13 protein-coding genes are annotated in these 14,644 nt (G+C 63.3%); 3 read left to right on the top strand and 10 right to left on the bottom strand.

Annotation, left to right across the window (positions count from 1 at the left end; all coding sequences use genetic code 11):
• Positions 1-10 precede the first annotated feature (10 nt).
• The 7 genes from bchY to crtY form a co-directional block, all read right to left on the bottom strand.
• On the bottom strand, positions 11-1,324 hold the full coding sequence (gene bchY, locus KFB96_RS13095) for a chlorophyllide a reductase subunit Y (protein ID WP_300971712.1): 1,314 nt from the start codon (positions 1,322-1,324) through the stop codon (positions 11-13).
• 174 nt (positions 1,325-1,498) lie between these two features.
• On the bottom strand, positions 1,499-2,422 hold the full coding sequence (locus tag KFB96_RS13100) for a chlorophyllide a reductase iron protein subunit X (protein ID WP_213458246.1): 924 nt from the start codon (positions 2,420-2,422) through the stop codon (positions 1,499-1,501).
• Between the two features lie 71 nt (positions 2,423-2,493).
• Positions 2,494-3,447 (bottom strand): chlorophyll synthesis pathway protein BchC, encoded by a 954-nt coding sequence (gene bchC, locus KFB96_RS13105; RefSeq protein ID WP_213458011.1) that lies wholly within the window; start codon positions 3,445-3,447, stop codon positions 2,494-2,496.
• A gap of 95 nt (positions 3,448-3,542) precedes the next feature.
• Entirely contained in the window at positions 3,543-4,658 is a 1,116-nt protein-coding gene (locus KFB96_RS13110; RefSeq protein ID WP_213458010.1) for a methyltransferase, read from the bottom strand.
• A 387-nt stretch (positions 4,659-5,045) separates the two neighbouring features.
• Complete coding sequence (locus tag KFB96_RS13115; protein ID WP_213458009.1) at positions 5,046-5,912, bottom strand: polyprenyl synthetase family protein; 867 nt, start codon at positions 5,910-5,912, stop codon at positions 5,046-5,048.
• A 288-nt stretch (positions 5,913-6,200) separates the two neighbouring features.
• Positions 6,201-6,791, bottom strand: a complete 591-nt coding sequence (locus tag KFB96_RS13120) for a hypothetical protein (protein WP_213458008.1) — start codon at positions 6,789-6,791, stop codon at positions 6,201-6,203.
• Positions 6,792-6,959: 168 nt separating this feature from the next.
• Positions 6,960-8,132, bottom strand: coding sequence for a lycopene beta-cyclase CrtY (gene crtY / locus KFB96_RS13125; protein WP_213458007.1), 1,173 nt, complete (start codon positions 8,130-8,132; stop codon positions 6,960-6,962).
• A 309-nt stretch (positions 8,133-8,441) separates the two neighbouring features.
• Between crtY and KFB96_RS13130 the strand changes: the two genes are divergently transcribed.
• The 3 genes from KFB96_RS13130 to pufA all read left to right on the top strand — a co-directional run bounded on the left by KFB96_RS13130 (position 8,442) and on the right by pufA (position 11,014).
• Entirely contained in the window at positions 8,442-10,346 is a 1,905-nt protein-coding gene (locus KFB96_RS13130; RefSeq protein ID WP_213458006.1) for an FAD-dependent oxidoreductase, read from the top strand.
• Between the two features lie 248 nt (positions 10,347-10,594).
• A complete protein-coding gene (gene pufB, locus KFB96_RS13135) occupies positions 10,595-10,738 on the top strand; it encodes a light-harvesting antenna LH1, beta subunit (protein WP_007191978.1) in 144 nt (47 codons plus the stop codon).
• 33 nt (positions 10,739-10,771) lie between these two features.
• A complete protein-coding gene (gene pufA, locus KFB96_RS13140) occupies positions 10,772-11,014 on the top strand; it encodes a light-harvesting antenna LH1, alpha subunit (protein ID WP_213458005.1) in 243 nt (80 codons plus the stop codon).
• Between the two features lie 466 nt (positions 11,015-11,480).
• On the opposite strand, the gene KFB96_RS13145 is transcribed toward pufA, so the two are convergent.
• From KFB96_RS13145 to KFB96_RS13155, 3 genes are all read right to left on the bottom strand, one after another.
• Positions 11,481-12,887: a BCD family MFS transporter gene (locus KFB96_RS13145; protein WP_213458004.1), complete on the bottom strand. Its 1,407-nt coding sequence runs from the start codon at positions 12,885-12,887 to the stop codon at positions 11,481-11,483.
• A gap of 159 nt (positions 12,888-13,046) precedes the next feature.
• The gene (locus tag KFB96_RS13150; RefSeq protein ID WP_213458003.1) at positions 13,047-14,165 is read right to left on the bottom strand and encodes a methyltransferase; all 1,119 of its coding nucleotides are present in this window, start codon (positions 14,163-14,165) and stop codon (positions 13,047-13,049) included.
• Positions 14,166-14,360: 195 nt separating this feature from the next.
• Entirely contained in the window at positions 14,361-14,462 is a 102-nt protein-coding gene (locus KFB96_RS13155; protein ID WP_367115056.1) for a fructosamine kinase family protein, read from the bottom strand.
• Positions 14,463-14,644: the final 182 nt, after the last annotated feature.

Genomic DNA, 14,644 nt, shown 5'->3' on the forward strand with positions numbered 1-14,644 from the left:
GTGACCGGACTCATAGCGGCTTGACGACTGGGGATGGGGCGGGCGCGGCGACAGAAACGGGCGGCTGATCCCAGATCCCGCAGGTCTCGCCCACGCCCACGCCCTCGAAGAAGCTGCGCATGGCGGTGAAGCGATGCCGATTGGCCAGCGCCGTATTGATGACCTGCGCCAGAGAACCGGCACCCGCGGGACCCATCAGCGGACGCGCCGAGATGAGATTCGTGAAGTAGAGCGCCGGGATGCTCATCTCCTTGGCCGCCTGCACGACCGGCGTGGTCCCGATCGCAAGATCCGGCTCCAGCGCCTTCACCGCCGCGATGTCCTGCTCCAGCGACGCACGGAACTGAACCGGCACCCCGCGTGACTCCAGCCAGGCCAGATCCGCTTCGGACCAGGGGGTGCGCCCGCAGGCGGTGCCGACATAGGGGACGTCCGCGCCGGACTCGATCAGCAGACGCGCGACCAGCAGTTCGGACCCCTCGTAACCGGAGACCGTCACCCGGCCCTTGATCGGACTGCCCGAGAGGGCACCGGCGATGGCCGGCAGGATCTTGTTCTTGGCCAGATCGACCTTGGCCTGTGCGATCCCGCAGGCCGCTCCGATCGCATCGAGCCAGCTTGCGGTCCCTTCGCACCCGACCGGTGCCGAGCCGACGACGGGGCGACCCGCCAGAGCAAACTCGCGTGCGCTCGCGGCGTATTGAGGGTGAATCGCCGCGGCAACCCGACAATCGAGCGCCCCGTAAAGCTCGCGCCACTCGCGGGTCGGCACGACCGGGCCGGGTGCCAGCCCCATCGGCTCGAGCATCATCCCGATCCCCACCGGATCGGCCGGGAACATCTCCCCGAGCAGGGTCACGGTCGGCCGCTCGCTGCGACCGCCACGCGGTGCCTGCACCGGTCCTTGCTCGGCCTCCGTGCGCGCATACTGCAGCATCGCACCGGCGAGCACATCCTTCGCCTCGGCATGGGTCGGCACCCCGAATCCGGGCACGTCGATCCCGAGGATGCGCACGCCGTTGAGCGCTTTGGGCAGGAGACGCAGCGGTACACCCGAGGCGGTCGGCACACAGAGATTGATCACCACGACGGTATCATAGTGCTCCGGATCGGCGAGCTTGAGCACCGCCTCGCGCACGTCCTCGAAGAGTGCGCCCGAGACCAGCGTCTCCGAGTCGAAGGGCACATAGCCAACCGAGCGACGCGCGCCGTAGAAGTGCGAGGTGAAGGTCAGACCGTAGACACAACAGCCCGAGCCGGCGAGCACCATCGCCGTGCGCCGCATCCGCAGCCCGACACGCAAGGCGCCGAACGCCGGACACATGGTCTGGGGTTGATCGTGCGGGCCCTTCGGATAGTCCTCGGCGTAACGCTTCAGCAATGCGCGGTTTCCCGACGCAACCGCGGCAGCGTGCAAGGTTTCGGCGCCGCCGTGACAGCCGCTCCCCTCCCCGCGTCGACCGAGCGATCCACGATCGGCCCTTCACGCTCGGATGGCTCAGACATCGTCGTAGATCACCTCGAGCGAGGGTTTCTTGAAGGTCGCAGCACTGCACATGTCCTCGGGCGACGCCGGCTCGAGCACCACATGACGACCGACCACATCGCCCGTGAAGAGACCCAGCAGGCCGTCTTGATCGAGGGGTTTCGGATGGATCGGCGGCGCTAGGCCCACGTTGGTCGCCAACTCTTCGAACAGCGGACCCCAGCGATCGCCCGGTCGGCCGATGATCTCGTAATTTGCGCTCTTTCGCCGGATCTCGTCGTGCGCCGGGATGGTCGCCAGGATCGGGATCTCGACCGCCTCGGCAAAGGCTTGAGCCTCGCCGGTGCCGTCGTCCTTGTTGATCACCATGCCCGCCACACCGACGTTGCCGCCGAGTCCGCGGAAATACTCGACCGCCGAGCAGACGTTGTTGGCGACATAGAGCGATTGCAGGTCGTTCGATCCGACCACGATCACCTTCTGACAAAGGTCGCGCGCGATCGGCAGACCGAAGCCGCCGCAGACCACGTCGCCGAGGAAATCCAGCAGGACATAATCGAAGTCCCACTCGTGGAAGCCCATGCCTTCGAGCAGCTCGAAACCGTGGATGATGCCGCGACCGCCGCAGCCTCGACCGACGTCCGGGCCGCCCAGCTCCATCGCGAAGACACCGTCGCGCTTGAAGCAGACGTCGCCGATGGAGACCTTGTCGCCCGCGCGTTTCTTCTCGCCCGAGGTCCCCAGGATGGTGGGACAGGCACGCCCGCCGAACAGCAGGGTCGTGGTGTCGCTTTTGGGGTCGCAGCCGATCAACAGGACCTTCTTGCCCTGTTGCGCCATCATGTAGGAGAGGTTGGCCAGCGTGAAGCTCTTGCCGATGCCGCCCTTCCCGTAGATCGCGATGATCTGGGTCTCCTTGATGGAAGGCGTGGCGATCGAGGGTGCGCCGACCGGATCCTTGGTCGATTGGCGCCGGGGCACCAATGCGGGACTCTTGACGGGTACACTCACGAGATCGATCTCCAATCCAGGACCATTTTCAGACAGTTGGGGTCACCGAAGGCGGTACGATAGGCCGCATCGGCACGGGTTGCGGGCTCGCGATGGGTGATGAGCCCGTCGAGCGAAAGACGTCCCGAATCCACCAGCTGCTTGACCGCGACGATATCCGGCGGACGCCATTCGGCGGCGACCTGGATGCGCGTCTCGCGCATGAAGGCCGGCGGGAACGAGAAGGTCAGGGGTTGGCTGTAGAAACCGGCGAGGACGACCTCCCCGCCCGGCGCCATACGTGCGATCAGGGTGTCGAGGATTCCCGAGTCGCCGCTGACGTCGCAGATGCGCCGATAGTCCGTGCGGTGGTCCTGATCCGGCGCAACGACCCGATAGCCGTGACCTTCGGCGCCTTGCGCACGCTCCGGATTGGTTTCCCAGACCGTGGGGCGAGCGCCTTCGACAAGTGCAGCGATCCGCGCCACCAGTCGACCCAGCACGCCGTGTCCGATGATGAGGTCGACGGGGCCGGCATTCAGGCCGCCGATCGCATGATGAGCGGTCGCCGCCAGCGCGAGCAGGACGGCATCCTCCCCGAGCGCATCGCTGACCGGCACGGCGCGCTCGCCGGGGATCACGATCAGGGAGGCCGCTCCGCCGAACAGACCGCGCGCCTCGTTGTAGCAGCGCGCTCCGGGCACGAAGACGCGCTGGCCGACCTCGAGACCCGACCGAGCGCCGGCCCAAGTCACACGGCCGACCGATTCGTAGCCGGGCACCAAGGGATAGCCCATGCCGGGGAAGCTCGGCATGCGCCCGGACCAGAGCAGACGCTCGGTGCCCGTGCTGATTCCGCTCCATTCGATCGCGACCATGACATCCGCGTCGCCCGGCGGGGTGAGTGTCAGCGGTTTGAGCGCGAGGGATTCAGGCTGATCGAGAACGACGGCGAGGGTATCGAGGTTCAATGTTCGACCCTGAGAGTGGCAACCAAAGGCATTGGAGTTTAACCCAACTCGACCGCGTCCGGCACAAGGCGCCGGACTTTTGCACGGGACCGACCTCAGGCCATGCGCGTCGCGGCCAGCAAACGCGTCAGGATCGGCCGCGCGGTCGGCACCGAACGCACCGGATCGAAGACGTTGAGCCGCAGCATGTTTTCGATCGCCACCGGGGTCCGCGGTCGCCCGCTGCCCATGGCGAGCAGATAGAACCCCAAATAGGCGTCGCCGATCGGCTCGGCACCGGACGTTCCGGACATCGGCTCGGCGACCAAGAGGGTTCCGCCTTTTGGCAGAACGCGCCGAGCGGCCTTGATGATCGCGTCCGCCTCTTCATCGTTGTGATCGTGCAGCACCCGGATCAGAGAGACGATATCCGCGCCCTCCGGCAAGGGATCGCGCATCACGTCGCCGCCGACCGCAGTGGCCCGATCCGCGAGCCCTTCGCGCTGGAAGCGGGCACGCGCGCGCTCGGCAACCGCCGGAAGATCAAACAAGATGACCTTCAAGTGCGGCCAACGCTTGGCCGCCGTCATCAGGAAGGTGCCGTCACCGCCGCCGACGTCCAGGAGACATTTGCAGTCTTTCAACGAGTAGGCATCGAGCACATCGCCGGCGATCGCGAACTGGCTGTCGGACATGGGGGCCGCGTAGCCGTCGATCGATTGCTCGTCCACGTTTGCAGCGTCGGTGTTGGCCGCGTAGGACCGATAGCTCGACAAGTCCGTGCGCTCGACCTCGCCGCGCAGCAAGGCAACCGGATCGGCGAGATCCGAATAGACCATCGCGTGATGCTCGACCATGGCGGCGATCCCGGGGTTTCCGATCATGGCCGCGCCCAGCTCACCCAGGGTATAGCGCTTGTCCTCGCACACGGCGACCAGACGCAGACTGACCGCTGCGCGCAGCAGGCGAATCGCGCCTTCGGGCGGAAGTGCCATGCGCTCGGCCAAAGCGCCCTCGCTCTGCGGACCCTCCGCAAGGATCTCGAACAGCTTCAGGCGCACGCACGCGAACAGGATTTGCGAATAAACGAAACCGGCGACCATGTCGAACAGCTCGCGCGCGCGTTTCCGTGCGATCGGGCGGGTCAACGGGAAGGCCGAGGCCCAGCGCTGAAAACCGGGGCTTGCGAGCAGTCGGTTGCGTACACCCAACCAGGAATCAAAGATCGACACGTCCAAAACCTCGACGAATTGAAGATGAAAAGGCAGAAATCAAAAGCGAAAGGCAAACCGAATCAGCAGGTGCGTCGGACGCCCCCTCGGGGACACAAGCCCACGTCGAACCGCAGGTTCGGCCCGAGCCGCATCCTGCTGCGGCACCCTCGAGCAGCGGGCAACGCGAATGTCTTCGGTTGATATTCGAGCGGGGTTTAAACCGCGCCCGGCGCGGTATGCGATGTTTTCGGATGGGATCGGCCCCGGCAGACTTGACGACCGTTGGAGCCTGCGCGGTTCAAGATATTAAAAAATATTAAATTTTAAACCGCGTCTCACCGAGATCGAGGACATCTCCAAAACCAAACGCAAAACGAAAATGACGCATGTCGCTCTGGACGCGGTTTAAACGCGATCGGCGAGGCCCTTCGGCATGATATGGCGCGATTCCGACATCAGGACCTCGGTCAGCTGCGCGGAGCCCGGACATGGCGGGATCGCATCGATGGCACCCTTGACCAGACCGCGAAGCAACGCGACCGCGCCGTCCACACCGAGCTCGCCTGCTGCGCTCGGGCGATTGAGCACTGCATCGCGACCGACCGGCTTGCCGACCTCTTGCGCACTCGCGGCCACGTCGCGCAGATCGTCCGCGACCTGGTAGGCTTCGCCGATCTTGTCGCCGACCACCCGCCAGGCATCGGCATCGGCGCCGGCCACTTGAGCGCCGGCGGCGGTTGCAGCGGCAAAGAGCGCGCCTGTCTTCGCCCGGTGATAATCTGCAACCGACACCTTGGGCTCGCACTCCCAAGCCTGCCCGGCGACGATGCCGGACGGCATCCCGACGGCACGGCTGACGGTCATCAGAAGGGGCGCCAAACGCTCGGGGCTGTTGCCCAAGACGCGGGCCAGATTCTCGAAGGCGAGGACGATCAAGGCATCGCCCGCCAGCACGGCCAGCGGCTCGCCATAGGCCCGATGGACCGAGGGCAAACCGCGGCGCAACGGGGAGTCGTCGAAACAGGGCAGATCGTCATGGACCAGAGACGCGCAGTGCAGCAGCTCGATGGAGGCGCCCGCTGCATCCGCCGCCTCGACATCGCGGCTGCCGCACGCCGCAGCGACGGCCAAGCAGAGCCTCGGTCGCACGCGCGCACCGCCCGGGAAAACGGCATGGCGAACCGCCTCTGCAAGCCTGGGCGGACAGGACGACGTCGTCACCGACTCCAAGGCCGCTGCCAATGCTTGCTCGATTCGCGTGGTTGGATCCATCGCCGCTCCCCCGGTCGCCGCCGATCTGTAAGTTTTAGTTGACACTCGGTTGTGTCACGTACAATAGACACGGACGCCGACGGCGTCAAATGCAAATCAGAATTGAGGCCATCATCCTGGCGCTCGAGCCGTTCGAGATCTTAGCACGCCACGCTTGGAGCGAGCATGAGCGCTTCGACCTCTACGCCGACGAGGAGCGCATCAGCGAGGCGATCGGCGATTTCGCCGGCGCGAAGGATGGTCGCCTGCATCGGCTTGTGAGGGCATCAAGATATCCACTCTGCAGCACTAGGCCAACGCGAGCCCCCGTGCACGATGGCGCATCAACAGGGTACACAACAACGCCCCCGCCAAGATGGCGATCCCAGTCGCCACGAGCTCGATAAGGTTCTCTGCCACCCCTAAGCTCGGGTCAAAATCGCGATACAAGGCAACACCAAGCACGAGCACTGCGCCGATCAAGTCGGAGCGTCTAGGCGTCAGGCTCTTCCGCCAGGCACTGGGCATGGTATGCAGAGAAAAATGCAGGAACACCAGCAGCGCCCCAAGGAGATAGAGGCTGTTGATGGCCCCATGCTGGAGAGGTCCCCATAACGCGCGCTCGCTGCCGAAGAAAGGGATCGCGCAGCCAAGCGCAAGCAAAACCAAGGCGATGGTGACGAAGCCACGCAGACACCGCGAGCGAAAGGCATCGACATAGCACATCATCAGCATGGTCGCGCCCAGATAGATGGCCGCCTTGGTGATCGCTTGAGCATCAAAAACGGCCAGACTGAAGGACTCGGGCACCGCGTAGACGCCGAGCAAGATCGCCAGTGCGGCGATGACGAAGACCAGGATGAATGGAATGGGCCGACAATCGGCCGCGGATTCTGTCATGACAGACACTCTCTCGTGATGGTTGTAGGACCGCCCAACGACTGCTGCGCGCAGTCGTGCAGTAAACGCTTACTAAACCGCGCCCGGTGCGGTATGCGTCATGTGTTGGAGTGGATCGGCCGCGCCAGCTCCGACGACTGTCGGAGCTGGCGCGGTTTAGAGGAATGATTAGGGCTGTTCCGGGGTCCGCGCACGGCGTCCCCGGCCCTTTGGTGTCCAAGGGGCACCGACGTACATGATCCGCCACCAATCGACCAAGGTCGTTTCCATCGCAAAGAACCGGTGGATAACCGCGTCTGGCAGCAAATAGAAGCGCTCCATCAAGCGCCGCCGCTTATCGTCATGGAACCAGCGGAACATCAGCAGATTCAGCGCGGCAAGGAAGATCGACTGGCGGCGCAGGTAGCGCGTCAAGCGACGCCAATCACGACCAAAGAGGTCGTCGAAGGGCGTTTTCGACAGATGCTCGGCTAAGCGCGAGGCCGCCGCCAATGAATAGCCCGTGCTCGGATTAAACCAACCCCCGGCATAGCCCGCCACGATCGGCCCGCGGGACTTGGGATGAAAGGTGCTGAGCGCCGGCATCGGCAAGACGCCGACCTCGGTGCGCAAGACCGCGTCGACCTCCAAGCCGAAGTCAGGCGCCTCGGCCAAAATGGACGCTCTGATGGCATCGACATCCAGATCCGGGCGATTGGAGAAATAGGTATCTTCGATCAGCACCCGATCCGCAGCGAACGGCAGGATATAGAAGAAGCGAAAGCCGTCACGCTGCCGACAGCGTGAATCCATCAGGATCGGCACTGTCGTCGGCGCGGGACGGCTGAGGTGACATTCGAGACCAACGAACTTCTGATAACCGCCGCCCGGACTGTTTCCGCCTTGCTCCGGCCCGCGCGCATCGATCACCACGCGGCCGCGCAACCGCGAGCCATCCGCAAGCTCGACCTCCTCAGCCAGCACCTGGCGCACGTCGGCATTAAACCGCAGCTCAATCCGCGATGACGCGTCGGCGACAGCACGCACGACCCGATCGAGATGATCGGAGCTCAGCGATCGATAAGCCCCCTTGACCCACCGCGTGGACTCCTTGAAGAACAGCTGATAGCCCGGCCACTCATACTCGATCAGCGGGACGGCCCAATCGAAGGCCGACTCCGGCAGATCGCGGGCTTGGAAGGACCAGATATGATTGCCGCCGATTCCGGCGTCGCGCTCGAGCAAGATGATCGATGCATCCGGCCGCCGCTTGGCGAGGGCCATCAAGATGAGTGCATTCTGAAGGCCACCGCCGACAAGCAGATAATCGGCATCGACCCGCGGCTGTTCCTGGGTGGTCATGGCTGTGATCTCGAGGTTCTAGGGCGGAGGTAAGGGGGAAACGGATCGCGAGCTCAGTCCGTACTGGGCTCGGTGCTCAGGGGGGCGTATACTACCATCTTCGCAACAGACTCGTAGTGCCCTCGAGCCTGCGCCGATGGTTGCTTGATGACCGTCTGCGCCCCTGCTTGAGCTGTCGATAGCCTTCGATGCAATCCTCCTCACACCCCTCTCATCCTGTCCGGGTTCGGATCATGCCTGCCTGCGGCGCACGGCGGCCGCGGCAACGATCCCGATCCCGCACACTGCCTCATCGTTCCGGAGAACACCATGCACCGTCGCCACTTCATTCGAAATGTTGGGCTCATCACCGTCGCGGGCACCGCGCTCGGCACCGCTGGCTTGTACGCCATCCAGCCGCGGCGCTCTACCCTGCCCTTTGCCTCAGACAATAATGCAGCGCTCCCACTGAGCCCGAGCACACGCAAGCGGGTGGTGGTGGTCGGCGGCGGACTCGCCGGCATTGCCGCGAGCTATGAGCTCGCCAAGCGCGGCTTCGACGTCACCCTGGTCGAGCGCTCCAGCAACCTCGGTGGGCGGCTCACGGGCTGGGATGTCGACGTGAACGGCGAGACCATGGCCACGGAGCACGGCTTTCATGGCTTCTTCAATCAATACTACAACCTCAATGGGCTACTCGCCGAGAACGGCCTGCGCGACAACTTCAAGCCGGTCTTGGATTACCCGGTGATCTTCAAAGACCCGGCCAAAGGCACCGAGAGCTTCACCAACACCACGACCCTGTTCCCATTCAACCTCTTCGCCGTCGTCAATCAAGCCAAATCGGTCTCACTGCTCGACTTCAATAACCCGACTGGCCGGCTCTACGAGGTGATGCGTTACGATCCGGTGAAGACTTTCGCGCGCCTCGACGACCTCGACTTCAAGACCTTCTGCGAACGCGTCAACAAGCCGATGGTCGACACCATCATCGAGCCCTTCGCACACACCTCCTTCAATCAGTTTCATCGCTACTCGACCGCCGAGGGCATCAAGTTCTTCCATTTCTTCTTCCTCGGCAATCCCGATGGCATGGGCTACGACCAAACCATCGACGATGCCATGACCTCGGTGATCACCCCATTGACCAACGCCCTCACCGAGCTTGGTGTCCGCGTCACCACCGGGGCGGAGGTTGATCGCTTGGTCGCGCAAGATGGACGCATCAGCAAGATCATCCTCAAGCGTCCCGGTGCCATCCTCGGCGCCGAGCACAGCATCGATGCCGCCGCCATCGGCACGGATTGGACCCCGTTCTGGAACGGCCCCAACCTCTACTATGCCAAGCGCGACGCGCAGGGTGAGATCCAGGGGGTCTCCGGGCGTTGCACCCACATGGGCTGCCCGGTCGGCCTCGATGCCGCCACGGGCGGCTTCGCCTGCCCATGCCATGGCGCCAAGTACGACAGCAACGGCGTTCCCACCGTTGGGCCAACCATCGTCCCCCTGATCGAGCTCGACGCCACTCCCATACCCGACGGGCAAGTCAAGCTCAGCGCTCGCCCCGAGCAATCGAACATCGAGCTGGAGGCGGACTATGTGGTGCTGGCCTGCGATGTGCCCGGCGTCAAAGCCATCATCGCCCAGTCCGAGCTCTCAAGCCCCGAGTTGGTGAGCAGCGTTGAGCGCCTCGGCGTCGCCGATCCCTACATCGTCTGGCGACTCTGGCTCGACGGCGAATGCCCGCCGATGGCGGTTCCCTTCTATACCGTCAGCGGCTGGCGCTACACCGACTCGATCGCGATCTACTCACAAATGCAGCCCGAATCTGAAGACTGGGCGCGTCGTCATACGGGTTCGATCATCGAGCTGCATGCCTATGCGGTCGAGCCGGAGAACGTCATCGACGAGGCCGAGATCAAGCGCATCATGCGCGCTGAGCTCGACGAGCTGATCCCGGCCCTCGAGGGCGCCGAGATCGTCTACGACATCTACACGATGCAGGAGAACTTCCCGCGCTGGGCGCCTGGCGACTATGCAGGGCGCCCCGGCGTGCAGACACCCATCGACAATCTGTTCCTCGCCGGCGACTACCTGCGGCTCGAGGTGCCGGCCAACCTGATGGAGGCGGCGACCATGACCGGCCGTATGGCAGCCAATCAGGTTCTCGTCGCCGAAGGGCTGCGCGAGAATCCGATCCCGACCGTCGACCCCAAAGGACCACTCGCGCTCTAGGTCATCGCTTGGCTCGCGGCCGAAAACCGCGAGCCGGCGTTGCCCAGTCCATCCGAGTTGACGAAAACCACCAAAAACTTATGTAAATCGACCTTGACACACAGAGATGTCAGGCTAGAATGACACCTGTGAGTTGAGGTAACACCAGCACCTTTATCGGGGCGGGTATTGACTCTTCCACACATGAAGTACGGCGCAGAGATGTGCCGGACAGCACCTGAACCACGACCTTCACAGGAGCGTTTCCGATGGCCGAAGCCAAGAATCTCTCGGGCCTGAGCGACGAGCAAGCAAAAGAGTTTCATGAGCACTGGAAGCATGGCGTCTGGAGTTGGGTCTCAATCGCCACTGTCGTTCATGTGGTGACTTGGGTCTATCAGCCCTGGTTCTAATCCGCTAGCCCAAATTCGACAAGGAGATACTGCATGCAAGTCCCTTATCTGATGGCTGACCCATCCATTGCGAAGCCTGATCATCCAGAAGAAGACTGGAAGATCTGGACCGTGGTCAACCCGGCCGTTTGGATGGTCCCGTTCTTTTTCATCCTCTTCATTCAGATGTGGATGATTCACACCTACGCGCTGAGCCTGCCGGGCTACGGCTTCAAGGATTCCGTGCGAGTTGCTGCACCAGTCGCACTCGTTGCGCCTGCACCGCAGGCCGAATAAGCGCCAGACGCTTTATCTGACCGCGGTCCAGCCCTCGCAACGAGGGCGCCGCGGTTAGTGGCTTTAAACGGCCGCACCTCCCTCCTGACTTATCCGCCCTCACGGCCTTCCTCTTTCGCAACCCTCGCGCTCTCCCTGTGATCGCTGATCGGGACGTAGCTGCTTTGCGCTGCCTGCTCGGCGCAGAAGACTCCAGACACCCACCTTAGTCGCAGTGCCCGCTGCTACGCGGGCTGAGCACGCCGATTCGCAATCCCCAACTGTCCATTTTCAACTTCCCGGTGCTTACCGAACCGTGGCGCTCAAGTCGGGAAGCGGTTGATGGACACTTTCTTAAGATTCACTCGGATTCACATCGATCCTCGCTTCCTTTATCCCTGGCCATCTGTGTCGATCTGTGGTTCAGATCCAAGCCCGGATCCAAACCACAGCGCTCCACCCAGTTGAAGGTCAACGGCGTTGCCCGCTAAGGCATCTGATCCAAGCCGAATTTCGAGGGGGCACTGCTCGCTCCATCCCGACGTCGACGCAACAGCAGCGGAATCAAGGCGACCAACGCGGCGAACAGCAATAGGATCTCGATGCCGTAGACGACACGATAGCCGAGTGACGGGCTGGCCCAGCCGGGTCCAAAGGTTCCAGCGACAGCCATTGCCGAGACCAGATCACGCAGCGCGCCGCCCAAAGCAATCGCCACACCTTGCGCCGTTGCCTGAACCGCTCCCCAGGCACCGAGCGCCAGTCCGACGTGGCCGCGCTCGGCAAGCTCCATCGCCGCGGTCAGGGTGCCGACCGCAAACAAACCGGTCCCGAAGCCGATCAGCGCGGTGCCGACCCGGAACACCAAGGCCGACTCCACGGTTGCCGCAAGGATCACAAGGAGGAAGGCGAAGACACCCACCAAGGTACCCGCGCTGGCCAGCTGATAAGCGTTTCCACCGCGGCTCAGGACATAGCCCGACAAGGCAAAGGCGATGAAGGCGCCACCGGCAAGGATCGCGGTCAGCGAGGTGGTTTGCGCAACCGTCAACCCCAGCACCTGCGCGCCGTAAGGCTCGAGCAGGATCTCCTGCATGCTGAAACCGGCGGTGCCGAAGCCAACGACAATCAGAAGTCGACTCGCATAACCACCGCGCAGAAACGCGTTCCAGGTCTCACGGAAAGGTGGTCGCGGAATATTGGCCACCGCCCGTTTCAGATCGATCGATTCCTGCTTCCAAGCCGCGATCAGATTCATGATGACGGTGGCCAAGGCAGCGGCATGGACCACCTTGACCAGCTTCTCGTGCGAGAAGTCCTCGAGCAAATGACCGAACAGCAGCGCACTACCCACCATCCCGAGCAACAGCATCGAATAGAGTAGCGCAACCACCCGCGGCCGTTTCTCACGCGGCGCCAAGTCAGTCGCCAAGGCCAGTCCAGCGGTCTGCACGATGTGCAGCCCTGCCCCGACCATCAGGAACGAGATTCCGGCAAAGAACTGTCCGACGAAGACCAGATTATTGGTTTCATCGGAGAGGATGAGGATCGCGTACGGCATGATCGCGAAGCCGCCGTACTGCAGCATGCTGCCGACCGCGATATAGGGCACGCGACGCCAGCCGAACGCCGAATGATGGTAATCCGATCGATGCCCGATCAACGCACGCAACGGCGCGAAGACCAGCGGCAAGGCCACCATCAGAGAGACGAACCAGACCGACACCCCAAGCTCGACCACCATGACGCGGTTCAAGGTGCCATACAGCAGCACCATCGCCATGCCAACCGAGATCTGAAACAGCGACAGACGCAAGATACGCCGCAGCGGCAGCTCGGTCGTCCCGGCATCGGCAAAGGGAAGGGTCACGAGATACTTGGTCAGGCGATTCATAGCTCACTCCAAGGCAGGCTCATTGCGTGCATCATCCGCATGATCGATGCCCTGCACAGGCAACGAACCTACCCCATTGCCGAAGACGGAAGGCTGCGAGGATGGGGCACAAGGCGGACCAGCGCCTTGCCGACATCCCCGCAATGGCCTGCCCTGCGCTCACGCCGCCTTGGCGACGACGAGCCGAGTTTGCAGCGGCCGGCGCGTGCGGACGAAGCGAATTTGGTCGAATCCCGCCGCTTGCAGCATGGCACGATGCTCGCGCGGCGGACGTGTGCGCCCGCTGCCCATCGCCAGCAGATAGAGGCCGAAATAGGCGTCACCGACTGGCTCGGCCCCCGGCGTCTCCGACATCGGCTCGGTAATGATCAGGGTACCTCCAGGCTCGAGTGCGGCCCTCACGGCACGCAAAATAGCCATCGCACCGTCGTCGTTATGGTCCAGGATCACGCGCACCAAAGAAATGATATCCGCCCCCCGCGGCAGCGGATCGACCTTGACATTTCCGCCGAAGACCTCGGCACGGCCGTCAACTCCGGCATCGCGGAAGCGCTCACGGGCCCGCTCGACGACCGCGGGCAGATCGAACAGACGCAGCTGCAGGTGCGACCAGCGCTGGGCCGCCTGCAACAAGAACCGACCCTCGCCACCACCGACATCCATCAAGCAGCGATAGTCGCTCAGAGGGAAGGCATCGAGCGTGTCCTCGGCGACGAAGCCGCTCGACGCCGACATCAACAAACTGTATTCAGCCACCCGCTCGTCACCATCGGCTGCGGGGTCTGCGGAGCCTGCGTAAGACCAGTAGCGCCCAAGCTCGGTCTCGCTGCGCTCGCCGCGAAACAGCGCGAGCGGGTCATCGAGATCGTGATACAGCATGCGATGATGACGCACCATGGCCGCGATCCCCGGATTGCCCGGCATTGCAATCCCCAGCTTGCCGAGCCCGTAACGGCCATTGCCGCGCCGCTCCAGGAGATCGATCGCGACCGCCGAGCGCAAGAAGCGGTCTGCTGCCGCAGGCGTCAGACCCATCTTACCGGCCAGCTCATCGGCGCTACGCGGACCATCGGCCAGCTCGTCAAAGAGCCCCAGCTCGACACATCCATAAAGGATCTGGGAATAGACGAAGCCGGCGGTGATATCAAACAGTGCGCGGGCACGCTTTGATGCCTCGTGCCTGGTCAGCGGGAAATCCGCTGCCCAGCGCTGAAAGCTCGGGCTAGCGAGCTTGCGATCGCGCCACACGCGCCAACGCTCAATGAATGGAAGTTGCAACTGGATACCTTCGCGAGTTGAACCTGGCGATAGAAAAGAAGCGTACAGGGTTGGGACGGATGGGCGACACTGCTGGACTCGCCCCGTTAGCGGCGGGGTTTTAACATAACCGCAACGAAAGCGAAAGAAGGCCGGCGCTCGCCGTGCTTGCCGATGACCTCGGCGCAGCTCCGCAAGCAGGCGGTCGATCGTGCCTTAGGCCCGGCTCAGGTAGCCGCCGCCGAAGACATTCAGGTGATTGAGCACGTGGCAGAGATTGTATAGCCACTTGCGCACCGGATCATCAGGCGACAGCAGCCAAGCCTACTCGGTGCATTGCGACACGCTGACGCCACGCAGAAAAAGCGCCACCGCGACCCTCCCGAAACAAAACAACGCCCATTAAGGGCGCTGTTTACCACGTCCCTGTATCATGATCCTTGGCTTGGTGCCAAAGTGGACGATCTAAAGATCTCGTCCAGCGAGCGGCTCAGTTTGAC

The organism is Thiocapsa sp., assembly GCF_018399035.1.
Taxonomy (GTDB): domain Bacteria; phylum Pseudomonadota; class Gammaproteobacteria; order Chromatiales; family Chromatiaceae; genus Thiocapsa.